Annotated in this window: 17 protein-coding genes; 3 read left to right on the top strand and 14 right to left on the bottom strand. The window is 60.3% G+C overall.

The window, feature by feature from the left end:
* Positions 1-47: 47 nt before the first annotated feature.
* From M5G20_RS13395 to M5G20_RS13370, 6 genes are read right to left on the bottom strand one after another with little or no spacing between them, the layout of a single operon-like run.
* Positions 48-1790 (bottom strand): ABC transporter substrate-binding protein, encoded by a 1743-nt coding sequence (locus tag M5G20_RS13395; protein WP_273919461.1) that lies wholly within the window; start codon positions 1788-1790, stop codon positions 48-50.
* Between the two features lie 47 nt (positions 1791-1837).
* A complete protein-coding gene (locus M5G20_RS13390; protein ID WP_273919460.1) occupies positions 1838-2110 on the bottom strand; it encodes a DUF2160 domain-containing protein in 273 nt (90 codons plus the stop codon).
* A 10-nt stretch (positions 2111-2120) separates the two neighbouring features.
* A complete protein-coding gene (locus M5G20_RS13385; protein ID WP_273919459.1) occupies positions 2121-2921 on the bottom strand; it encodes a carbohydrate ABC transporter permease in 801 nt (266 codons plus the stop codon).
* A 7-nt stretch (positions 2922-2928) separates the two neighbouring features.
* A complete protein-coding gene (locus M5G20_RS13380) occupies positions 2929-3795 on the bottom strand; it encodes a carbohydrate ABC transporter permease (RefSeq protein ID WP_273919458.1) in 867 nt (288 codons plus the stop codon).
* Positions 3792-4907 carry an ABC transporter ATP-binding protein gene (locus M5G20_RS13375; protein WP_273919457.1) on the bottom strand — a complete coding sequence of 372 codons (1116 nt, stop codon included), beginning with the start codon at positions 4905-4907 and terminating at the stop codon, positions 3792-3794. Before M5G20_RS13375 ends, M5G20_RS13380 begins: the two co-directional genes overlap by 4 nt.
* Positions 4907-6001, bottom strand: coding sequence for an ABC transporter ATP-binding protein (locus M5G20_RS13370; protein WP_273919456.1), 1095 nt, complete (start codon positions 5999-6001; stop codon positions 4907-4909). The genes M5G20_RS13375 and M5G20_RS13370 overlap by 1 nt, the downstream gene beginning before the upstream one ends.
* Before the next feature lie 319 nt (positions 6002-6320).
* Between M5G20_RS13370 and M5G20_RS13365 the strand changes: the two genes are divergently transcribed.
* A complete protein-coding gene (locus tag M5G20_RS13365; RefSeq protein WP_273919455.1) occupies positions 6321-8162 on the top strand; it encodes a sigma-54-dependent Fis family transcriptional regulator in 1842 nt (613 codons plus the stop codon).
* Positions 8163-8338: 176 nt separating this feature from the next.
* On the opposite strand, the gene cysS is transcribed toward M5G20_RS13365, so the two are convergent.
* Positions 8339-9721, bottom strand: coding sequence for a cysteine--tRNA ligase (gene cysS / locus M5G20_RS13360; protein WP_273919454.1), 1383 nt, complete (start codon positions 9719-9721; stop codon positions 8339-8341).
* A 20-nt stretch (positions 9722-9741) separates the two neighbouring features.
* Positions 9742-11439 carry a glutamine--tRNA ligase/YqeY domain fusion protein gene (locus M5G20_RS13355; RefSeq protein ID WP_150735191.1) on the bottom strand — a complete coding sequence of 566 codons (1698 nt, stop codon included), beginning with the start codon at positions 11437-11439 and terminating at the stop codon, positions 9742-9744.
* Positions 11440-11702: 263 nt separating this feature from the next.
* Here M5G20_RS13355 and M5G20_RS13350 point away from each other — a divergent pair, with 263 nt between their 5' ends.
* The gene (locus M5G20_RS13350; RefSeq protein WP_046037821.1) at positions 11703-12206 is read left to right on the top strand and encodes a peptidylprolyl isomerase; all 504 of its coding nucleotides are present in this window, start codon (positions 11703-11705) and stop codon (positions 12204-12206) included.
* The gene (lpxH, locus tag M5G20_RS13345; RefSeq protein ID WP_273919453.1) at positions 12203-12952 is read left to right on the top strand and encodes a UDP-2,3-diacylglucosamine diphosphatase; all 750 of its coding nucleotides are present in this window, start codon (positions 12203-12205) and stop codon (positions 12950-12952) included. Before M5G20_RS13350 ends, lpxH begins: the two co-directional genes overlap by 4 nt.
* A 150-nt stretch (positions 12953-13102) precedes the next feature.
* Here lpxH and M5G20_RS13340 read toward each other — a convergent pair whose 3' ends face one another.
* The 6 genes from M5G20_RS13340 to M5G20_RS13315 all read right to left on the bottom strand — a co-directional run bounded on the left by M5G20_RS13340 (position 13103) and on the right by M5G20_RS13315 (position 24146).
* A complete protein-coding gene (locus M5G20_RS13340) occupies positions 13103-14635 on the bottom strand; it encodes a DHA2 family efflux MFS transporter permease subunit (protein ID WP_273919452.1) in 1533 nt (510 codons plus the stop codon).
* 87 nt (positions 14636-14722) lie between these two features.
* The gene (locus M5G20_RS13335; protein WP_273919451.1) at positions 14723-15925 is read right to left on the bottom strand and encodes an HlyD family efflux transporter periplasmic adaptor subunit; all 1203 of its coding nucleotides are present in this window, start codon (positions 15923-15925) and stop codon (positions 14723-14725) included.
* 15 nt (positions 15926-15940) lie between these two features.
* Positions 15941-17410 carry an efflux transporter outer membrane subunit gene (locus tag M5G20_RS13330; RefSeq protein ID WP_273919450.1) on the bottom strand — a complete coding sequence of 490 codons (1470 nt, stop codon included), beginning with the start codon at positions 17408-17410 and terminating at the stop codon, positions 15941-15943.
* Positions 17400-17882 (bottom strand): MarR family winged helix-turn-helix transcriptional regulator, encoded by a 483-nt coding sequence (locus tag M5G20_RS13325; protein ID WP_273919449.1) that lies wholly within the window; start codon positions 17880-17882, stop codon positions 17400-17402. Before M5G20_RS13325 ends, M5G20_RS13330 begins: the two co-directional genes overlap by 11 nt.
* 874 nt (positions 17883-18756) lie before the next feature.
* Complete coding sequence (locus tag M5G20_RS13320) at positions 18757-22422, bottom strand: translocation/assembly module TamB domain-containing protein (RefSeq protein WP_273919448.1); 3666 nt, start codon at positions 22420-22422, stop codon at positions 18757-18759.
* Positions 22419-24146, bottom strand: a complete 1728-nt coding sequence (locus M5G20_RS13315; RefSeq protein ID WP_273919447.1) for an autotransporter assembly complex protein TamA — start codon at positions 24144-24146, stop codon at positions 22419-22421. Before M5G20_RS13315 ends, M5G20_RS13320 begins: the two co-directional genes overlap by 4 nt.
* Between the last annotated feature and the right edge of the window lie 48 nt (positions 24147-24194).

Raw genomic sequence — 24194 nt, 5'->3', positions numbered from 1 at the left:
CAAAAAAACGGCACCTTACGGTGCCGTTCGCTTCTTACAGGTCAGCCTTACTTACGCGCTGCCTCCCACGATTTCAGCAGTTCGGCATAGCTCACGGTCTCGCCCTTCGGCTTCTCGTTTTCCAGTTTCGGCTTAGGTGCGCCCGGCTGGTCGAACCAGTATTGCGCCTCGCGCTCAGGGTTCATCTTAGGTGCGCAGGTAGCCTGGGCCTTGGAGCGCTCCAGACGGGTCATGATTGCGTCCTGATCCTTGGCCAGACCGTCGAGTGCCTGTTGCGGGGTTTTTTCGCCGCTGGCGGCTTCGGCAATGTGGCTCCACCACAACTGCGCGAGGCGAGGGTAATCAGGCACGTTGGTCCCGGTCGGGGTCCATTGCACGCGGGCCGGGCTGCGGTAGAACTCCACCAGGCCACCGAGTTTCGGTGCCAGGTCGGTCATGGCTTGCGAGTTGATGTCCGACTCGCGGATCGGGGTCAGGCCGACGATGGTTTTCTTCAGCGATACGGTTTTCGAAGTCACGAACTGAGCGTACAGCCAGGCCGCGAGTTTTTGCTTCTCAGGCGTGGACTTCATGAACGTCCAGGAACCCACGTCCTGATAGCCCAGTTTCATCCCCTCTTCCCAATACGGTCCACGCGGCGACGGTGCCATGCGCCATTTCGGCGTGCCATCGGCGTTCATCACCGCCAACCCCGGTTTGGTCATGTCGGCGGTAAAGGCGGTGTACCAGAAGATCTGCTGGGCGATGTTGCCCTGGGACGGTACGGGCCCGGATTCGGAGAAGGTCATGCCCGCCGCTTCCGGTGGCGCGTACTTCTTCATCCAGTCCACGTACTTGGTGGTGGCGAACACGGCCGCCGGGCCATTGGTGTCGCCGCCACGGGTCACGCTGGAACCCACCGGGTGGCAATCCTCGACGCGGATACCCCACTCGTCCACCGGCAAACCGTTCGGCAAGCCCTTGTCGCCGCCACCGGCCATGGAGAACCAGGCATCGGTGAAGCGCCAGCCCAGGGACGGGTCTTTCTTGCCGTAGTCCATGTGCCCGTAGACGCGCTTGCCGTCGATTTCCTTGACGTCTTCGGTGAAGAACTTGGCGATGTCTTCATAGGCCGACCAGTTCACCGGTACGCCCAACTCGTAGCCGTACTTTTCCTTGAATTTGGCTTTCAGGTCCGCGCGTTCGAACCAGTCGGCACGGAACCAGTACAGGTTGGCGAACTGCTGGTCGGGCAGCTGGTAGATCTTGCCGTCCGGTGCCGTGGTGAACGAGATGCCGATGAAGTCCTTGAGGTCGAGGGTCGGCGAAGTGAAGTTCTTGCCTTCGTTGGCCATCAGGTCAGTGATCGATTCGGTCTTGCCGTAGCGAAAGTGCGTACCGATCAGGTCCGAGTCATTGACCCAGCCGTCATAGATGTTCTTGTCCGACTGCATCTGGGTTTGCAGTTTTTCCACCACGTCGCCTTCCTGCAGCAGGTCGTGGGTCAGCTTGATCCCGGTGATCTCGCTGAAGGCCTTGGCCAGCACCTTGGATTCATACTCGTGGGTGGCGATGGTTTCCGAGACAACCTTGATGCTCATCTCGCGAAACGGTTCGGCGGCCTTGATGAACCACTTCAACTCTTCGAGTTGCTGATCGGCCGTCAGGGTGGACGGCTTGAATTCAGCGCCGATCCATTTCTTTGCCGCGTCTTCGTAGGCATCGGCCCAGGCCGAAGCGCTCAAACCGCTGAGTGCCAGCATGGCTGCCAATGAAATGCTATGTCGCAGCTTATTGTTTTTGTCGAACATAGAGACCTCCTTATTGAATTTCGGAGCAACATTGCCGAGCGATTCGACTAGCCCCAACGCATCACAGCCAACAGCCACACCAGGGACAACGCGAACGCTACCCAGATGCTCCAGTCGGTCACGCCGATTACCAGCAAATGCAGGTAGGCGCTGCCGAGAAGACCGATAAACAAGCGATCGCCACGGGTGGTGGCAATCGGTAAAAGACCACGCCGAAGCACACTCGGCGAGCGCAACTCCCAAGTGGTCATGCCCACCAGGATCAAACCGATAACAGCAAAAAAGGCCGCCGTCGGGACGGTCCAGCTCATCCATTCCATCATCAGCTCCTCATACCCGGCCCAGGGCAAAGCCCTTGGCCACGTGGTTGCGAACAAACCAGATCACCAGCATGCCCGGCAGGATGGTCAACACTCCCGCCGCCGCCAGCACCCCCCAGTCGATACCGGATGCCGAGACGGTACGGGTCATGACCGCCGCAATGGGCTTGGCGTTGACCGACGTAAGGGTCCGCGCCAGGAGCAGTTCGACCCAGGAAAACATGAAACAGAAAAACGCCGTGACACCGATGCCGGAGCCGATCAGCGGGATAAAAATCTTCACGAAGAACTTGGGGAAACTGTAGCCGTCGATGTAGGCGGTCTCGTCGATTTCTTTCGGCACGCCGGACATGAAGCCTTCCAGAATCCACACCGCCAATGGCACGTTGAACAAACAGTGAGCCAGCGCGACGGCGATGTGGGTGTCGAACAAGCCGATCGACGAATACAGCTGGAAGAACGGCAACAGGAATACCGCCGGTGGCGCCATACGGTTGGTCAGCAGCCAGAAAAACAGGTGCTTGTCACCGAGGAAACGGTAGCGCGAAAACGCATACGCCGCCGGTAACGCCACGCTCAGGGAAATCACCGTGTTCAGGCTCACGTAATACAGCGAGTTGAGGTAACCGGTGTACCAGGCAGGATCAGTGAAGATCACTTTGTAGTTGTGGAAAGTGAAATCCTGGGGAAACAGTGTCAGCCCGCCGAGGATTTCGGTGTTGCTCTTGAACGACATGTTCAGCAGCCAGTAAATCGGCACCAGCAGGAACAGGATGTAGGTCAGCAGTGGAATCAGCTTTCTCTTGCTCATGATGGCCTCAGCGGTTGGCGTCGGAGTGAGTCATGGCGGTGTAGAACAGCCAGGACACCAACAGGATGATCAGGAAGTACACCAGCGAGAACGCTGCCGCCGGCCCCAGGTCGAACTGGCCGATCGCCATTTGGGTCAGGGTCTGGCTGAGGAACGTGGTGGCATTGCCCGGTCCGCCGCCGGTGAGCACGAACGGCTCGGTGTAGATCATGAAGCTGTCCATGAAGCGCAACATCACCGCGATCAGTAGCACGCTCTTGAGCTTGGGCAACTGGATGTGCCGGAACACCGCCCAGGCCGAGGCCCGGTCAATGCGAGCGGCCTGGTAATACACGTCGGGAATCGCCCGCAACCCGGAGAAGCACAGCAGCGCCACCAGTGAAGTCCAGTGCCAGACGTCCATCACCAGCACGGTGACCCAGGCGTCCATGGTGTTGGCTGCATAGTTGTAGTTGATGCCCATGGCATTGAGGGTCGAACCGAGCAGGCCGATGTCGGCCCGGCCAAAGATCTGCCAAATGGTGCCGACCACGTTCCACGGGATCAGCAACGGGATCGCCAGGATGATCAGCACCACCGACGACCAGCGGCCCTTGGTCGGCATGGTCAGGGCAATCGCAATGCCCAGCGGGATTTCGATCAGCAGCACGCAGGCCGAATAGATGAATTGGCGTAGCAGCGAGTCGTGCAGCCGCGGATCGAGCAGCACTTGCTTGTACCAATCGGCGCCGACGAAATAGCGGCTGGACTGGTCGAAGATGTCCTGCACCGAATAGTTGACCACGGTCATCATCGGGATCACCGCACTGAACGCCACCAGCAGGAACACCGGCAACACCAGCCACCAGGCCTTGTTGTTCTGCACCTTGTTCATGGCTGCACCTCATTGCTGGCCTGTGCTTCCAGCAGGAATTCGTCGCCGTAGACCATCAACCACTGCGCCGGGAAACTGATGTAGGCCGTGCCTTCGGGCACTGGCTTGTCTTCCGCCAGACGTACTTTCAGCGGTACGCCATCGAGGCTCAGGGTCATGATCTTGTAGGTGCCGAGGTCTTCGACGTGTACGACCTGTGCCCGCATTGCGTCATCAAACGGCTCATCCCAGACATGCACGAACTCAGGGCGAATGCCGACCTTCAAGGTTTTCCACTCGGTGTCGGCGATGCGTTTTTGCATGGCCCCGGACAGCGGCAAGTGCGTCGAGGCGAAGCCGACGCCGCCCGGTTGTGGCTGGACCTCAATCAGGTTCATGCCCGGACTGCCGATGAAATAGCCGACAAAAGTGTGGCTCGGCCGTTCGAACAACTCCCGTGGCGTGCCGAATTGCACGATCTGGCCGCCGTACATCACCGCGATCTTGTCGGCGAAGGTCGACGCCTCTAGCTGATCGTGGGTGACGTAGACCATGGTGATGTTGAACTGCTCGTGAATCTGCTTGAGTTTGCGCCGCAGCTTCCACTTCAGGTGCGGGTCGATCACCGTCAGCGGTTCATCGAAGAGGATCGCCGACACGTCATCGCGCACCAGACCACGGCCCATGGAGACTTTCTGTTTTTCATCGGCGGTGAGGTTGCGGGCTTTTTTGCTCAGCAGGGTTTGCAGGTCGAGGACTTCGGCGATCTCCTGCACCTTGGTGTGGATCTTTGCCTCGGCCATGCCCTGGTTGCGCAAGGGGAACGCCAGGTTGTCGAACACCGTCATGGTGTCGTAGACCACCGGGAACTGGAAAACCTGGGCGATGTTGCGTTTTTCCGGGGTCAGGTCGTTGACCGCTTTACCGTCGAACAGCACATGCCCCTGGGACGGGCTGAGCAAGCCGGAAATGATGTTGAGCAAGGTCGACTTGCCGCAACCCGACGGGCCCAGCAAGGCAAAAGCACCGCCCTGCTCCCAGATGTGGTCCATCTCGCGGATCGCATAGTCCTCCGGTCCAGCCGGGGTTTTGGTGTAGCTGTGGGCGAGGTTCTGCAAACGGATTTCGGCCATCAGGCAACCCTCGCGACACGCCGGCCCGGCGCCTGGACCAGCCGCCCCTGCGCATCGAACACAAACAGTTTATGGGTCGGGATGTAGATGCGGATTGGCGCATCGACGTCGTATTCGTGAACGCCCGGCAAGTGCAGCACCAGCAGGAAATGCTCGTTGCGCACGTGCAGGAAGGTTTCCGAGCCGCTGATCTCGGCGACTTCGACAGTCACCGCCAGTTCGAGGTCATCGTCGTTGCTCGGCACCAGCGAGATGTGGCTGGGACGCACGCCGAAGCGGAACTCGCCCTCACCGACCGGACGCAAGTCGACGTTCAACGGGAAGTGAACGAAGTTGGCGAAACTCACTTCGTTGTCGGCGATGCGCCCCGGCATCAGGTTGATCGGCGGCTCGGAGAACAACTCTGCCGCCAACACCGTCTGCGGTTGGTGATAGACCTCGGATGACTTGCCACTCTGGATCACCCGGCCTTCATGAAGAATGGTCGTGGTGCCGCCCAGGGCCAATGCTTCGTTGGGTTCAGTGGTGGCATAAATCGCGATGGTGTGGCGCGCCTTGAACAGCTCGCGCATTTCCTGGCGCAGTTCTTCGCGCAGTTTGTAATCGAGGTTGACCAGCGGCTCGTCGAACAGGATCAGTTCGGCGTCCTTGACCAGCGCCCGGGCCATGGCCGTACGCTGTTGCTGGCCGCCGGACAGTTCGAGGGGGTAGCGCTTGAGGAATTTCTCGATGCGCAGCATCTTCGCGGTTTCCAGCACTTTGCTCTGGATCACTTCGTTGGACGCACCGGCCTGGCGCAGCGGCGAGGCGATGTTCTCGAAGACGGTCATGGTCGGGTAATTGATGAACTGCTGATACACCATCGACACGTTGCGCAGGCGCACCGGGCGTTGCGTGACATCGACGCCGTTCATCAGGATCCGGCCGGAGTCCGGCTTGTCCAGCCCGGCCATCAGACGCATGAGACTGGTCTTGCCGGACAGCGTGCGCCCCAGCAAAACGTTGAAGGATCCGGGTTCGAAACTCAGACACGCATCATCGATCCAGGTCTGGCCCTCGACGGTGCGGCTGACGTGCTCCAGGGTTAATGACATGGCTCGGCCTTTTTTATTTTTGGAGTCAAGCGACCGGAGCTATAGAGCGACTTTCGTGCCAAAAATCTCAAAGGGTTGATTCAGTTGGGAAATCCTGAAAATCACGAAAAAATTGCGTTCGTAGCTGAACACAAATGAACAATCGGAAATGAACAATTGAACAGTTCACCCATTGACAGTGAACAATAGTGAACAACACTCTATGGACTGTTCACGGCTCCTGCAAAATCGTGGAGTGTCAGGAACGTCACGTGAGAGATTCAGCGTGATGCGCAAAAAACCATAAAAACAATAAAAGCTAGCTCAGAGACTGACTGCCATGGCCGTACCCGCCTCGCCGCTGTCCCACGACACCATCATCCAGGACTCCTGGACCCGATGCCGCGCCTTCGGCCTTGATCACCAGAACGCTCCCGCATTCGACCAGCTTGCGGCGCAGGACATCAAGCAGTTGGTCGAGAGCCAGCATTCACTGGTGCAAACCACCCACCAGGAAGTGCTGCCGTACTACGAGAACATCCTCAGCAACTCCAACTGCCTGATCATGCTCGCCGACAATCAAGGCCAGGTGCTGACCTCTTGGGGCACCCAGCGGTTTATCGAGCCAAGCCTGACCCGCGGCTTCAGCGCCGGCGCCAGCTGGATGGAACGCTGCAGCGGCACCAACGCCATCGGCACGGCGCTGGTCTGCGAGCAGGCGGTCCACATTGAACACGATGAACACTTCCTCAAAGCCAACCGCTTCATGACCGGTTCCGCCGCGCCCATTTTCGATGCCGAGCGCAAGGTCATCGCGGTGCTGGACGTGTCCAGCGACAGCTACCTGCCGCCCTCCCACACCCTGGGCATGGTCAAGATGATGAGCCAGACCGTGGAGAACCGGCTGATCCTCAATCTGTTCCACGGCCAGCATTTCCAGCTGACGTTCAACACCGGCCTGAACAACCTCGACAGCCAGTGGGCCGGGCTGCTGATATTCGATGAAAGTGGGCAGGTGCTGTCCGCCAACCGCCGTGCCGACAATTTGCTGGGTATGCGCCTGTCGCGGTTGAGTGTTGAGAGCCTGTTCAAGGTCTCGCTGCTGGAACTGCTGAATCAACCCGAAGGCCTGCCCTTCTCTTTGCAAGCTTCCGGGCGCAACCGCTTCCAGTGTCTGCTGAAAAGACCCAAGCAAGTGCCGATTCAGCCACTCGTGTTCGCCGAACCCGCCGTGACTGCGCCAGCACCAGCGGCGATCAGCCTCGGCACCCTGCACTTTGGCGACAGCCGCGTGGAAAAAGCCGTGCGCCAGGCCGAGCGCTTGCTGGAAAAAGACATTCCCTTGTTAATCCACGGCGAGACGGGCGTCGGCAAGGAAGTTTTCGTCAAAGCGCTGCATCAGGCCAGCTCTCGCAACAAACAGGCGTTCATTGCGGTGAACTGTGCGGCGATCCCCGCCGAACTGGTTGAGTCCGAATTGTTCGGCTACGAGAAAGGCGCGTTTACCGGGGCCAATCAGAAAGGCAGCATCGGCCTGATCCGCAAGGCTGACAAAGGCACGCTGTTCCTCGATGAAATCGGCGACATGCCGCTTCCGACGCAGGCGCGCTTGCTGCGAGTGCTGCAGGAACGTTGCGTGCAACCGGTAGGCAGCAGTGAGTTGTTCCCGGTGGACATCCGCATCATTTCCGCGACCAACCGATCGTTGCGCGAGCAGGTGCAGTTGGGGCGTTTCCGCGAGGATCTGTATTACCGCATCGGCGGCCTGACCCTGGAACTGCCGCCCTTGAGAGAGCGCAGTGACAAAGAGGCGCTGTTCAAACGCTTGTGGGAGCAGCATCGCGAACCCTCGCAATGGGCGGGCTTGAGTCGTGAGGTGCTGGCATTGTTCAGCCGCCACCCGTGGCCGGGGAATTTAAGGCAGGTCAGCAGCGTGATGCAGGTGGCGCTGGCAATGGCCGAGGAACAACCGGTGCGGCTGGAGCATCTGCCGGAGGATTTTTTTGTCGATCTGGAGATGGAGCCGGTGGGGACGCCGCAGCCGCTGGCGGTGGATCTTGACGATGCCGATGAGTTGAATCGGCAGTTGCAGGCGGTGGGGGGGAATATTTCGCATCTGGCGCGCAGGCTTGGCGTAAGTCGCAACACCCTCTACAAACGGCTGCGCCATTCGGAAAGCTGACCGCTACGCGGTCAATCGCTGGCAAGCCAGCTTCTACAGAAATCATGTCGTACACCAAATTGGCGAACGACACGATTCTGTAGGAGCCGGCTTGCTGGCGATGACGTCAGCTCAAACACCGCCATCCAAAAACAAAACCCGCACAAGGCGGGTTTTGTTTACAGCGGATCAAGCAATCAGTCAGCCAGACGCCAGGTCGTGCCACCCTTGCCATCTTCCAGCACCACGCCCATGGCGGTGAGCTGGTCGCGGATGCGGTCGGATTCGGCCCAGTCCTTGCCGGCACGTGCCGCCAGACGCGCTGCGATCAGCGCTTCGACTTCAGCTGCATCCACGCGCCCTTCGGCACCGGCTTGCAGGAAGTCGTCGGCTTCAAGCTGCAACACACCCAGCACGCTGGCCAGTTCTTTCAGGCGTGCCGCCAGACCGGCCGCTGCATTGAGATCGCTCTCGCGCAGACGGTTGATCTCACGCACCATCTCGAACAGCACCGCGCAGGCTTCCGGCGTGCCGAAGTCGTCGTTCATCACCATGGTGAAACGCTCGACAAACGCTTCGCCGCCAGCCGGTGCCACGTTCGGCAGGCCTTTCAACGCGTGGTAGAAACGCTCAAGCGCGCCCTTGGCGTCCTTGAGGTTGTCTTCCGAATAGTTGATCGCGCTGCGGTAGTGGCTCGACACCAGCAGGTAACGCACGACTTCCGGGTGGTACTTGTCGAGCACGTCGCGAATGGTGAAGAAGTTGTTCAAGGACTTGGACATCTTCTCGCCATTGATACGGATCATGCCGCAATGCATCCACGCGTTGGCGTAGGTCTTGCCGGTGGCCGCTTCGCTCTGGGCGATTTCGTTTTCGTGGTGCGGGAACTCGAGGTCGCTGCCGCCGCCATGAATGTCGAAAGTCTCACCGAGGCAGCAGGTCGACATCACCGAGCACTCGATGTGCCAGCCCGGACGCCCGGCGCCCCACGGCGATTCCCAGCTCGGCTCGCCCGGCTTGGTGGCTTTCCACAGCACGAAGTCCAGCGGGTCCTGCTTGGACTCGTCGACTTCGATCCGTGCGCCAATGCGCAAGTCTTCGATCTTCTTGCGCGACAGCTTGCCGTAGCCCATGAACTTGGCGACGCGGTAGTACACGTCGCCATTGCCCGGGGCGTAGGCATAACCCTTGTCGATCAGGGTCTGGATCATGCTCAGCATGCCCGGAATGTGATCCGTGGCACGCGGTTCCATGTCCGGCTTCTTGATGTTCAGGCGCGCTTCGTCTTCGTGCATCGCCGCGATCATGCGCTCGGTCAAGGCTTCGAACGACTCGCCGTTCTCGTTGGCCCGGTTGATGATCTTGTCGTCGATGTCAGTGATGTTGCGCACGTAAGTCAGGTCATAACCGCTGAAGCGCAACCAGCGCGTCACCAGGTCGAACGCGACCATGCTGCGGCCGTGGCCCAGGTGGCAGTAGTCATACACGGTCATCCCGCAGACGTACATGCGCACCTTGTTGCCATCGAGCGGCTTGAAGACTTCTTTGCTCTTGGTGAGCGTGTTGTAGATCGTAAGCACGTTTATTCCTTGACGCTAAATCACTGGCCCCACGAGTCACGCAGGGTCACGGTACGGTTGAATACCGGCTGACCTGGTTTCGAATCCTTGATATCGGCAACGAAGTAGCCTTCGCGCTCGAACTGGAAACGGTCTTCCGGCTGTGCATTGCCCAGCGAGGGTTCAGCACGACAACCGGTGAGTACCTGCAGCGAGTCAGGGTTGATGTTGTCCAGGAAACTGGCGCTGTCTTCAGCCTTCTCCGGGTTCGGAGAGCGGAACAGGCGATCGTACAGACGCACTTCGCACTCGACGCTGGCAGCCGCCGGCACCCAGTGCACCACGCCTTTGACCTTGCGGCCTTCAGGGTTCTTGCCCAGGGTGTCCGGATCGTAGGAGCAACGCAGTTCGACGATGTTGCCATCGGCGTCCTTAATCGCTTCGTCGGCGCGGATCACGTAGCTGCCGCGCAGGCGCACTTCGCCGTTCGGTTCCAGGCGCTTGTAGCCTTTTGGCGGCTCTTCCATGAAGTCTTCACGGTCGATGTAGATCTCACGGGCGAACGGCAATGCACGTACACCCATGTCTTCTTTCGGGTGGCATGGCAGTTCGAGGTGCTCGACCTGGCCTTCCGGGTAGTTGGTGATCACGACTTTCAGCGGACGCAGTACGCACATGGCGCGCGGGGCGCTCTGGTCGAGGTCGTCGCGGATGCTGAATTCGAGCATGCCGAAGTCCACCACGCCGTCGGAACGGTTGGTGCCGATCATTTCGCAGAAGTTGCGGATCGATTTCGGCGTGTAGCCACGACGGCGGAAGCCCGACAGCGTGGACATGCGCGGGTCGTCCCAGCCATTGACGTGCTTTTCATCGACCAGTTGCTTGAGCTTGCGCTTGCTGGTGATGGTGTAGTTCAGGTTCAGGCGGCTGAACTCGTACTGGCGCGGGTTGGCCGGCACTGGCAGGTGCTCGAGGAACCACTCGTACAGCGGACGATGGCTTTCGAACTCCAGGGTGCAGATCGAGTGGGTGATGCCTTCGATGGCGTCCGACTGACCGTGGGTAAAGTCGTAGTTCGGGTAGATGCACCACTTGTCACCGGTCTGGTGGTGATGCGCGTGACGGATGCGATACATGATCGGATCACGCAGGTTCATGTTCGGCGAGGCCATGTCGATCTTGGCCCGCAGTACACGTGCGCCGTCCGGGAATTCGCCGGCCTTCATGCGGGCAAACAGGTCCAGGTTTTCTTCGACGCTGCGGTCGCGGAACGGGCTGTTCTTGCCTGGCTCGGTCAGGCTGCCACGGTATTCCTTGGCTTGCTCAGGGGTCAGGTCGTCGACGTAGGCGTTGCCGGACTTGATCAGTTCTACCGCCCAGTCGTGCAACTGGTCGAAATACTGCGAGGCGTAGCGCACTTCGCCGGACCATTCGAAGCCCAGCCATTTGACGTCGCTTTCGATTGCATCGATGTATTCCTGGTCTTCCTTGGCCGGGTTGGTGTCGTCGAAACGCAGGTGCGTGACGCCGCCGAACTCCTGGGCCAGGCCGAAGTTCACGCAGATCGACTTGGCATGGCCGATGTGCAGGTAGCCGTTGGGCTCAGGCGGAAAACGGGTGACGATCTGCGTGTGCTTGCCCGAGTCCAGGTCTGCCTGGATGATCGGCCGCAGGAAGTTGACCGGCACGGCTGGGCCGGTCTTGGCATTCGAGGTAGGGTCGACAGTGGGCTTGCTCATAGGATCCTTGAACGTACAAGTGCGTGGCCGTAATGAAGGCCGGACAAAACAAAGCCGCTATCATAGCCGATGCCGTCAAGCACCTGACAGAGCGCACCTGCAAACGGTCGCATTTAATGGGCCGTAAATGAAAAACAGCCTCGAAATTCGCGTCTGTCACGCTAAACTGCGCACCTTGGCCGTGACTGGCTGAACCGGTTGCGGGACGAAATGTCCCGAACCACGAATTCCTTAGATACGCTTTCCTCAAAAGAGACCCGATCATGACCCAAGTCAAACTGACTACCAACCATGGCGACATCGTCCTCGAACTGAACGCCGACAAGGCCCCGATCACCGTGGCCAACTTCGTCGAGTACGTTAAGGCCGGTCACTACGAAAACACTGTTTTCCACCGTGTGATCGGTAACTTCATGATCCAGGGCGGCGGTTTCGAACCTGGCATGAAAGAAAAGAAAGACAAGCGTCCAAGCATCCAGAACGAAGCCGACAACGGTCTTTCCAACGACAAATACACCGTTGCCATGGCCCGCACCATGGAGCCGCATTCGGCTTCCGCGCAGTTCTTCATCAACGTGGCTGACAACAGCTTCCTGAACCACAGCGGCAAGAACGTTCAAGGCTGGGGCTACGCGGTATTCGGCAAAGTGACCGCCGGCACCGACGTTGTCGACAAGATCAAAGGCGTGGCCACCACCTCCAAGTCCGGCCACCAGGACGTACCAGCAGACGACGTGATCATCGAGAAAGCCGAGATCATTGAGTGATATTGCTGATTTCAGACTTGCATCTGGAAGAGGAGCGCCCGGACATTACCCGGGCGTTTCTGGATTTGCTCGCCGGACGCGCCCGCTCGGCGAGTGCGTTGTACATTCTGGGCGACTTTTTCGAGGCGTGGATTGGCGACGACGCCATGACCCCGTTCCAGCGTTCCATCTGCCAGGCCCTGCGCGAATTGAGCGACAGCGGCACGGCCATTTTTCTGATGCATGGCAATCGCGATTTCATGCTCGGCCAGGCCTTTTGCAAACAGGCCGGCTGCACATTGCTGAAAGACCCGAGTGTCGTGCAGTTCAACGGCGAACCGGTGCTATTGATGCACGGCGACAGCCTCTGCACCCGCGACGAAGCCTACATGAAGCTGCGTCGCTACCTGCGCAACCCGATTACCCTGTTCATTCTGCGGCATCTGCCGTTAAGCACCCGGCATCAGCTGGCGCGCAAGCTGCGCAGTGAAAGCCGTGCGCAAACGCGGATGAAGGCCAATGACATTGTCGATGTCACGCCCGAAGAGATTCCACGGATCATGCAGCAGTACGGCGTGAAAACCCTGATCCACGGCCACACCCACCGTCCCGCCATCCACAAGTTGCAACTGGGTGAACAGGCGGCGCGGCGCATTGTGCTGGGGGATTGGGATCGTCAGGGCTGGGCGTTGCAGGTCGATGAGCAAGGGTTTGCGCTGGCGCCGTTTGATTTCATAAATCCGCAACTGACACTACCGAACGCCTGACCCCTTCTGTGGCGAGGGAGCTTGCTCCCGCTCGGCGGCGCAGCCGTCGCAAAACCTGTGCATACGGTCTGGATGACAGACTGTGTCGCCAGTCTTGGGGCTGCTTCGCAGCCCAGCGGGAGCAAGCTCCCTCGCCACAACAGCGTTGTATCAATGCCCTGCAGAAGCCGCCGGCCCGGCCTTCGCCGTGAACGGCGGTTTGGCCAGCCAGACAATCAATATCAGCCCCAGGAACATCCAGCCCAGCAAGGTGAAGTAATCCACCGTGGACATGATGTATGCCTGGCTGATCACCATCTGATCCAGCTGCGTATAGGCCTTGGCCCCTGCCCCGCCCAGTTGCGTCAACGTCTCGCGGGTCGCCGGGTCGAACGGGGTGATGCTTTCGGTCAGGTACGCATGGTGCTGGTCGGCGCGGCGAATCCAGATCCAGGTGGTCAGCGATGCCGCAAAACTGCCGCCCAGCGTTCGCAAGAAAGTCGCCAGGCCCGAGCCGTCAGCAATCTGGTGCGGGGGCAAATCCGACAGCAGGATCGTCAAGGTGGGCATGAAGAACAGTGCCACGCCGATCCCCATGAACAGCTGCACCATGGCGATGTGCTGGAAGTCCACTTCATTGGTGAACCCGGCGCGCATGAAACAGCTCAGGCCGATGGCCAGGAACGCCAGCCCCGCCAGCAAGCGCATATCGAACTTCGGCGCGTACTTGCCAACAAAAGGTGACAGCAACACCGGCAGGATACCCAACGGCGCCACGGCAAGACCGGCCCAGGTTGCCGTGTAGCCCAGCCGCGTTTGCAACCATTGCGGCAGGATCAGGTTGATCCCGAAAAACCCGGCGTACCCCAGAATCAACACGATGGTGCCGTAGCGGAAGTTGCGATAGGCGAACAGCCGCAGGTTGACCACCGGGTGCTCATCGGTCATTTCCCAGATCACGAAGAACGCCAGGGCAACCACCGAAATCACCGAGCCAATGATGATGAAGTTCGATTCAAACCAGTCGGCATCGTTGCCCTTGTCGAGCACGATCTGTAAGGCGCCGACGCCAATGATCAGCGCGATCAGCCCGATGTAATCCATCGGTTGGCGGCTGGTGACCACCGGACGTTTTTTCATCTGCTGGGTCACCACCCACGCAGCGAACAGGCCAATCGGCACGTTGATGAAGAAAATCCACGGCCAGCTGTAGCTGTCTGTGATCCAGCCGCCGAGGATCGGCCCGGCAATCGGTGCGACCACCGTGACCATCGCCAACAGCGCCAGCGCCATCCCTCGTTTCGCCGGGGGGTAGACCGCAATCAGCAGCGTTTGGGTCATCGGATACAACGGCCCCGCCACCACCCCTTGCAGAACCCGAAAGCCCACCAGCTCGGGCATGGAAGTGGAAATCCCGCACAGAAACGACGCGAGCACGAACAGCAGCGTCGCCCAGATAAACAGCTTCACCTCGCCGAAACGGCGGCTGAGCCAACCGGTCAGCGGCAGTGCGATGGCGTTGCTCACCGCGAACGAGGTGATCACCCAGGTGCCCTGCTCCGCACTCACGCCCAGGTTGCCGGAAATCGTCGGCAGCGCCACGTTGGCGATGGTGGTGTCGAGCACCTGCATGAAGGTCGCCAGCGACAGGCCAATGGTGCTGAGCAGTAAGCTGGGCGGGGTGAAAGAGGCGTTATTGCTCATCGCGAATCCTTTGGCACTCAAGTTGCGCTGCGCTCTTTACCGGCGCAACTGACCTTTGTGGGGGCGCTGTGATGATGGATTGACGAATCAGCGATGCGCGGTTTTGCTGACTGCGGCGCTGTTGTCGTGAATCAACTGCGTGATCATGACGTCAGCCTCGGCCAACTGGCGGTCGTAGATGCTGGTGCTGAACGACGCCTTCTGTGGCGGCGTTTGCGCCAGCACCGGGCCGCTCTGATCGTGCAGGTCCACATCGACGATGGTCGACAGGCCAACCCGCAGCGGGTGTCTGGCCAGCTCTTCGGCGTTGACATGAATCCGCACCGGCACCCGTTGCACGATCTTGATCCAGTTCCCGGTGGCGTTCTGCGCCGGCAGCAAAGCAAACGCACTGCCGGTACCGGCGCCCAGGCTGTCGATGGTGCCGCTGTACTTCACGTCACTGCCATAGAGGTCGGCTTCGATTTCCACGGGCTGACCGATGCGCATATCGCGCAGTTGGGTTTCCTTGAAATTAGCGTCGATCCACAACTGATTCAGCGGGATCACCGCCATCAGCGCCTCACCCGGCTGTACCCTTTGACCGAGTTGCACCGAGCGTTTGGCCACGTAACCGGTCACCGGCGCGATCAGCGTGCTGCGGGCATTGTTCAGGTAGGCCTGACGCAACTGCGCGGCGGCGGCCATCACGTCCGGATGCGAGGACACCACGGTGTCATCGACCAGCGCGCTGGTGGTCTTGAGCTTCTGCTGGGCGTTGGCCAGGGCGTTTCGCGCCGAGGTCAGGTCGTCGCGGGCGTGGGACAGTTCCTCTTGGGAAATCGCCCCGCCGACGGCAAGGTTTTTCCGCCGGTTGAAGTTGTCCTGGGCTTTCTGCACTTCAGCCTGCTGGGCGTTGACTTGGGCTTTCATGCCGTCAACGTCGCTGTACAAGCCGCGAACCTGACGCACCGTACGCGCCAGATTGGCCTGGGCACTTTGCAGCCCGACCTGCGCGTCGTTGGGGTCGAAATTCACCAACACCTGGCCCTCCTGCACCAGATCCCCGTCATCGGCGCCGATGCTCACAACGGTGCCGGTGACCAGCGGAGTGATTTCCACCACGTTGCCGTTCACATAGGCGTCGTCGGTGCTTTCGCTCCAGCGGCCGTAGAATTCGTGATAGGCCCAGACGCCCGCGCCGCAGAGCAAGACGACCACGGCAAGCACCAGCAACATGATCTTGCGCTTGCCCGCGTTGGGGTTGGCCGGGGTGTTTTCCGGGGTTTGAGTTGTATCGGCAGTGGCCATGACAAGTACCTTGAATTAGTGAGTCAGCGTGGCTGGAGCGGTGTTGGCCGAGGCAATGGCCTCAGGCTGAAACCCGCCACCCAGCGCCTGTATCAGTTGGATCGACAGGTCGATCTGCTCGGCATTCAGGTTGGCCAGCTGACGCTGGGCCTGGAGCAATTGCTGCTCGATGCTGAGCACGTCCAGGTAGTTACCGATGCCGGAACCGTAGCGCTGGACCACGGTGTTGTAAGAATCCTGGGCGATGTCGGTGGCGTGTTGCTGCGCGGCGATCTGCCGGCCGATATCACGCAACTGGTTGATGCTGTCACTGACATCCCCCAGTGCTCTCACCAGGCTTTTGTTGTACTGCGCCACCGCCAGGTCGTAGTCGGCGTCGCGGGAATCGAGGTCGGCGCGCAGGCGGCCACCGTCGAAAATCGGTACGGAAATGGTCGGCGCAACATTAAAGAAGCGGCTTGCCGAACCGAACATCGCATCACCCAACAACGATTCGGCACCCGCCGCCGCACTGAGGTTCAGGTTTGGATAGAACTGCGTCTTGCCGGCGTCGATGTTCTTGCTTGCCGCCTCGACCCGCCAGCGCGCGGCCACCAGGTCCGGACGACGCCCCAGCAACTCGGCCGGCAACACCGACGGCAACGCCACGGCGCCAGGCTTGAGAATGTTCGGCCGGGTGATTTCATTGCCACGATCCGGGCCTTTGCCCAGCAGCACGGCCAAAGCAATTTTGGCGCTTTGCAGGCGCTTTTCGGCGTCGATCAAATTGGCTTGCGAGGTGGCTTCCAGGCTTTCGGTTTGCTGGAACTGATACTGGCTGTCGATCCCGGAGCTCAAGCGGCGCTGGCTCAGGTCGAGCATTTGCCGGGTGCGCTTGAGGTCTTCGGCGGACAGGTCATAGACAATGTGCGCCTGCCCCAGATCGCTGTAGGCGCGGGCGACGTCGGCGGACAAGGTCAGTTGCGCGGCCTGCTGGTCGATTTCGGCGGCACGGGCCTGGCCGAGCGCAGCTTCCCAGGCGTCGCGCTGACCGCCCCAGAGATCGAAGTTGTAGTTGAAACTGGCACTGATGTTTCGCACGGTGGCGTAGTTGTCGCCTTGCCCCAGCGGGTCTTGGTCACGGGCCAGTCGCGAGTGGCTGACACCGGCGCTCGCATCAAGGGTGGGCATCCGCGCGGCATCGGCGGCGTAAGCGGCGGCGCTGGCCTGATGGGCGCGCGCGTCGGCGATCTGCATGTCCGGGCTGTCGCGCAGGGCTTCACGGATCAGGCCATCGAGCTGCGGATCGCCAAGGCTTGTCCACCAGTCACTTTTCGGCCAGGCCGCGGGCGACAGCGTCACGCCGCTGAGGGATTGCCCGGCCTTGAGGCTTTTCGCATCGAGGCTGACGCCTTCGGTGTTCAGACCGCTGTAACTGGCGCAACCGGCCAGGCTCATGGCCAACAGCACCAGGCTCAGGCCGGTGCGCAGGGTTTTACTGTTCATTATTGCCACCTAAGCGCAGCAGGGTGATCGAGTCACCGGCTGCTACCAGAATTTTCTTGAGGATCAGCTCCAGGGTTTTCAGTTCATCCGGAGTAATGGCGCCAGCCAGTTCATTCATCGCTTCAGCGCCGATGTGCGGCAGGCGATCCGCCAAGGCCTGACCTTGTTCGGTCAGCACCAATCGCACCTGCCGGCGATCTGCCTCGGAGCGTTGGCGAGCGAGGAAACCTTTCTGTTCCAGACGATCGAGCATGCGGGTCATCGAGCCGCTGTCCAGGGACAAGTGCCGACACAGCTCGCCCGGCGAATCGACGCCGAACTGGGCCATGATGATCAGCACCTTGAACTGCGCGGCAGTGATGCCGTGGGGTTCCATGTGCGTGTCGATGATCCGGTCCTTGAGCAGCGCAGCGCGCCCGAGCAGGAGACCGAGATGGCAATTGTGGAAATCGTCTGGCGCGAAATGTTTCATCAGGACACCAATTAGCTGCCTAGGCAGTGAATGTATGTCGAGATGTTACTGCTTAGGCAGTGAATGTCAACGTAATAGTTAGCAAGCTTTGTAAATAGTTGACCGGTGGTGTGGGTTTTTTGGATTTTTAGTGCATATCCGTTGCTGCGGTCACGGCGACTTAAGGTTCCGCCCTTACGGCGGGTCACTTGGAAGAGCCCCAAGTAACCAAGGGCTCTTGCCCCTTTCGTTCGGTGCCTCGCTGTGGCTCGGCATGCCCTCGCTCCGGTCCTGCTCCGTGGGCCCGCCGCCATCGGCCATCCATGGCCGGGGGCGGCTAACCCGGCATCCATGCCGGGTTGCCCACTACACAGAACCTCCACTCGGCCTCACGAGGGGGCGAGTACCGCCACAGCACCGCGAGGCGGCCTACCGGCCGGCCTGTTTAACTGGTTCGTGCGCATCTCCCCCTGTAGGAGCCGGCTTGCTGGCGATGGCGGTCGTTCAGACGACCTCGTTACGCCTGACATAGCGCTATCGCCAGCAGGCTGGCCGCACAGTTGGATTGGGGCATTTGGTAATGATTGGGTGATTGGCCGGGCGCTATCGCCAGCAAGCCGGCTCCTACAGTTTGGAATGTGGACCGACCAGACAAACAGGCCGGCCGGCCCTTTTGATCCACCCGCCCCCTCGGCAGGCTGAGTGAATGCCGGAGCGAAGGAACCCCGAGCCCCAGCGAGGGGCCGTGCGTAAGGGGCGAGCGTTTTTTGCTTACTTTTTAGGCGCTTGTAAAAAAGTGAGTCGCCGTAAGGGCGAAACCCTAAGCCGCCGTTACCGAAGAAACGGATATGTACCCAATCAACCAAGAACCAGGTCAGCTCCAAGGCCGCCTGGTCTAAAAATCCCGCTTATAGAAAATATCCAGCGAACTCGCCACACCACCCGCCGCCTCGAGATAAACCCTCTTGCTCAGCTTGTAACGCAAGGCAATGGTATTAGCCGGCTCAAACACCCCAACGCCATAGCGCAAACTGAGCTTCTCCGAAAGATTACCACTCGCCACAACACTGGTGGCGTTACCACTGCCCTCAGTATCAAGCTGAAAATCCTCGATCCCCAGATTCTTCGCCAGGCTGCCAGTAACACCCGAGCTGCCCATCAACCCCAACCCAAGCGCCGCCTGGGCAAGCATGTTGTTGTCTTCACCGTTGGTACTCAATGGTCGCCCCAGCACCAAATAAGACAGCGCCTGCTCCTGGCTCATGGCCGGTTCGGAGAAAATCTGCGTGGTCGGCTGTTCGGCGCTGCCGCTCAAGCGAATACCGGCGATCACGTCGTCAGTCTGGCGAATCGCTTCGATGTCCAGGTACGGTTGATCGATCGGTCCGGCGAACAGCAGCCGCGCCCGACGCACCGACAGGCGCTGGCCGTAGGCGCGGTAACGGCCGTCGTTGAGCCACAGTTCACCACGGGTGTCCATGTTGTCGCCGATGTGCACATGCCCCTGCACATTCGCGGTCAGGCCAAACCCGGCAAAACTGAGTTTTTCCTCGCCAACCACCACGTCGATGTCCATTTTCATCGCCAGTGGCGGTTTGCCCTCTTCGGTCTGATAGCCGACGATCACCGTGTCATCGGAGACCTTGACCGTCGATGGCGGCAACTCGCGGATGGTGATGTCGCCCTTGGGCACCTGCACTTTGCCCACGATGGCCAGCTCATCACCCTTCATCGAGATTTTCAGGTCCGGCGCCACTTCGACCTTGGCGTACGGTTCGACGCTGACCGGCAATTTCGAGCCTTTGAGCGCCAGATCCACCACCAGCGCCTGACCCCACGCAATGTTGCCGTTCAAACTGCCCTGCCCGGTTTTGCCGCTTTTCCAGCCACCGTCGAGTTGAACGGTTTCCCCGGCGATCAGCGCTTGCAAGCGCAAACCCTGAATTTCCATCGGCAACTCCGGGCCGGAAACCTCGCCATCGCTGAGCAACAAGCTGCCGTTGACCAGCGGCGCCAGCAACCCACCGGAAATCGTGCCGCTGCCATTCAAGCGCCCGGTGAGTTTCTCGACCATGGGCACGAAGGGACGCGCCACCGACAAGTCCAGACCACTCAAGCGGAATGATCCGCTCAGCGGCTTGTTTTTCAGCAACGGGTTGATCTGCGCCTGCACCATCAGTTCGCCGAGTTTGCCGCCGACAAAACCAAGGTCCGTGTCGATGCGCTTGGGCGTGAGTCTGCTGGTGAGTTTCAGGGTCTGGTATGGGAAGTCCAGCCACTGGTCTTTCTCGCGAACACGCAACGTACCGCCGCTGGCATCGATGCTGATCACACCGTTCGGGCCGCTGGCCGGCAGGTCCAGCTGCACGTCGGCGTTGAGCCGCCCCTGCCAGGCAAAGTCTTTCGGCAGCCATTGCGCGAGACTTTCGATCGGGAACAGCTTGAGGTGATAGCGCAGCTTCGGATCAGGCATCAGACGCTGGTCTTCGCCGCACAGGCTGGCTTGGCCGGATGCCCAGCAATGGGCGCCGAAGTTGATTTTGCCGTCCGCCAAGCGCTCGAGTTTCGCCGGGCCTTGCAGCTTCCAGTCCTGACCACCGGCCTGGATATCGCCACTGGCCAGACGTCCACGCCAGTTACCTTTGTCCAGCACACCGTCCAGGCCGAGGGCCAGTTTCAGTTTCGGCCCTTGCAGGTCGAGGCTCAGCTTCTGGTTCTTGATGTCGCCCTGACCGCTGGCAGTCAACGTGCCCAACGCGGTATCGCCCGTCTGGATGCCGCTGCCCTTGAGGTCGATTTTCGCCCGTTGGGCGCTGTCGAGCGTGGCGTCGAGGTTCAGGCTTTGCAGGCGGTTGTCCTGAAAAGCCAATCGCGAGCCTTGCAACCCGAGCTTGCCCTGCGGCGCCTTGAGCGTGCCGGCGACATCGACCCGGCCATTGATCTGCCCGCGCAATTGCGGCCAGAGTTGAGCCAGGCGCAGCAACTTGATATCGATCTGGCCACTGAGCTTCTGTTGCAGGCTGCCTTTGCCATTGATGCTGTTGTCGCCGAGGCGAATCTGCAGGGCATTGAGGTTCCATTGCTCACCGGCGCCGTCGGCCTTGGCTTGCAGAACCGCCGGCTGGCCGCGCAGTTTGCCTTTCAGATCGAGGTCGGCGTTGAGGCTGAGTGTTTCATTCTTCATCTCGCCTTTGCTGCGCAATGGCCCGGCCAGGGTGCCCGGCAACTCCGCGACCCAGTACGCCGGGTTGATCGCCGACAAGTCCAGCGCGGTGTCCCAGGCAATGCCATCGGCAAATTGCAGGTTCAGGTGCCCATCGGCCTTGCCCTGCCCGGCGATAAGCTGGAGTTGCTGCAAATAGATTTTCGTCAGGTCGCCGGCGAACGGGCTGGTCAGGCTGAACGCCCCGGCCGGGCCGTCGAGCGCCGCCTTGAAGTTGCCCAGATACTTACCATCGGTGTAGGAGACTTCACCATTGAAGCTGCGCAAGGCGACTTGCGGTTCGTCGATCAGCGGGTAGAGGCGGTGCCAGGGGAAATCCAGCCAATCGACTTTCGCCTCGGCGCTCAGGCCTTTGCTCCAGTCCAGTTGTCCGCTCAGTTTCAGGCTTTGTTGGTCGTTGGCGGTCAGGTCCAGTGCGGCGATCTGCGCGCCATTGGCGTCGACCTTGCCTTGCAGCGCCAGCGTTACCGGGCCTTCTTCGGCCGGCAACGTGGCATTGCCGACCAGCGCATAGCCGTTTTTCAGGTCACCGGAGCCGGTGAGTTGCAGTTGATTGAGTTGCAGGGTGTCCGGCAGATCGGCACTCGGTTTGAAGCCGTCAGCGGTGATGCGCACCTTGGCCGGCAGGTTTTCCACCAGTGGCTGCAGCTCGCCGGACAGTTGCCCGTCGAGATAGCCACTGCTGTCGGCTTTCAGGTTCAGGGTTTTCAGCAGGTCGCCATCAATCTTCAACGCCAATGTCCAGGGTGCCGGGGTTGACAGGGTCAACTGTCCTTCAGCGTCGAGCGGCCAGTTTCCTCCGGGTAGCAGGTGCCCCCTGAGGTTCAGGCTCAGATCGTCACGCTGCAGTTTCACCGAGTCGAGCTGCATGCCCTTTTCTGTCCAGTGCGCCGCCAGTTGCAGGCCCTTGAGCTGTTCACTGCCGTTGAACAGCAGGCGGCCGACCTGGATGTCGCCCAGCTCAAGCGCGACCGGCAGCTGCAAGTCCGGAAGGCTGATCGGCCCACTGCTGGCTTCTTCGCTCGGCGGAAATTGCAGGCTGACCTGATCAGCCTGCAATTGATCGATGCACAAGGTCCTGCGCGTCAGGCACAGCGGCGACCAGGCGAAGATGACTTTGCTCAGTTCAACCCGGCTGGTGTCTTGCTGCCACAACACGCGGTCGGCGCTCCACTGACCGCCCAGGCGCCCCTGGAAATTGTCCAGGGTCAGGCCCGGCACAAAGCCGAGCGCCCAACGGCTGCCCGTCGCGGTCCCCAGCACCGTAACCAGCGTCAACAGCAGCAACATCAACAATGCCGCCATCGCCAGCAGCGTTACTTTCAAGCCACGTTTCAAAGCTCAGGCCCCATGGAAAAGTGCAACCGAATGCCGCCATCGTCGTCCAGCGCATGGGCCAGGTCGAGGCGGATCGGCCCCACTGGCGACACCCAGCGCACGCCGATGCCGACCCCGGTCTTGAGGTTCGGCAGTTCGAGTGTATTGAAGGAGTTGCCCTGATCGACGAAGGTCGCAACCCGCCATTTATCCGCGACGGAGTATTGGTACTCGGCGCTCGCGGCGACCATGTAGCGGCCGCCGATGCGGTCACCTTCGTTGTTTTCCGGGGACAGGCTCTGATAGTCGTAGCCGCGCACGCTCTGATCGCCACCCGCGAAGAAGCGCAGTGACGGCGGTATTGATTTATAACCGTTGGTGGCACTGCCGCCGACCTGTACGCGACCGAGGAAGCGGTGTTTATCGAAGACCGTGGTCAGGCCTTTGACCAAGGCGGTGCCGTACAGCAAGTTGTTGTCCGAGCCCAGGCCTTCCTTTGCCACCTTGCTTTCGAATTGCAGGCGATAGCCGTTGTGCGGGTCGATGCGGTTGTCGCTTTTGAGGTACGAATAGCTGACGCCTGGCATCAACAGGGTACTGAGGCCGGAGTCGTCACCGAGCCGGTATTCCTCGCGCTGCCACTTGAGCGAGACCACTCGCTGCCAACCGCTGGGCAACTTGCTGTGCCATTCCGGGCCGACGGTCAGCAGCTTGCTGAGGCTGTCCTTGTCGGCGATTTCTTCGCTTTGGTAACCCCCGGCGAAACGCAGTTTGTCGGTCAGCGGCGGGTCCAGCGGAATGTCGTAGAACAAGCCGACGTTTTGCCGAGGCGCCGAGACTTCGGTTTCCCATCCGTAACTGTGGCCTTGCGGATTGACCCAGTGCCGGGTCCAATTGGCCTTCACTCGCGGGCCGACATCCGTGGAATAACCCAGACCCAGGCCCATGGTGCGTGGTTTGCGGGTCTCCAGTTTGACGTCCACCGGGATCACATCGTTCTTGGACGCTGTCGGTGCCGCATCGACCCGCACGCCCTCGAAGTAACCACTCGATTGCAGCGCCTGGTTGAGCTCGGCGATCAGCTCGGAGTCGTAGGGTGTTCCGGCCTTGAACGGCACCATGCGTTGCAGCAGGTCTTCGTCGAACGGCGTGTCGCCTTCAAACTTGACCTTGCCCAGTGTGTAGCGCGGGCCGCTGTCATAGATCAGCTCGATATCGGCGACGCCGGCACGGGGGTCGACCGACAGTCTCGAACGGGTGAAATGCCCGCTGAAGAAGCCGTAACGCGAAGCCTGATTCTGGATCAGCCGCTTGGCATCATCGTACTGGCCATGATTGAGCACCGCGCCGGTTTGCAGCGCGTGGTTTTGCGGAACGCGAAAGGATTTCAGGGAGGCCGCCGGTCCGTCGACGCGGATGATGACGTTGCGCAAATGCACCGGTTCACCGGGGTCGATGTTGAGGATCAGGCGCGGTTTGTCGCCGCCCTTCACGTCACTTTCGATTTGCGGCTGGTAATAACCCAAGGCCTGCGCGGCTTTGCGCGCCTGCTCCTCGGCGCCACGACTGAAGCGCAACAAGGCTTCTTCGTCACGATCGCCGAGGCTGCCGATATAGCCCTCTATATTAGCCTTGAGATCATCGTTGGACGGTTTGATCCGCACATCCAATTCACTTTGCGCCAGTGCCGCACAGCTGGTAATCAGCATCAGCACGCCACTGGTAATTCTTCCTGGAAACTTCATAGGCGCGGATGCTATCACGAGCTTGGGAGCGTGATAGAGCCTGGAGGG

The sequence above is a fragment of the Pseudomonas sp. TNT2022 ID1044 genome, from assembly GCF_028656895.1.
GTDB classification, from domain to species: Bacteria; Pseudomonadota; Gammaproteobacteria; order Pseudomonadales; family Pseudomonadaceae; genus Aquipseudomonas; species Aquipseudomonas reinekei.
The sequence above is the reverse complement of the archived record's forward strand: the minus strand, read 5'-3'. Positions and strand labels throughout refer to the sequence as shown.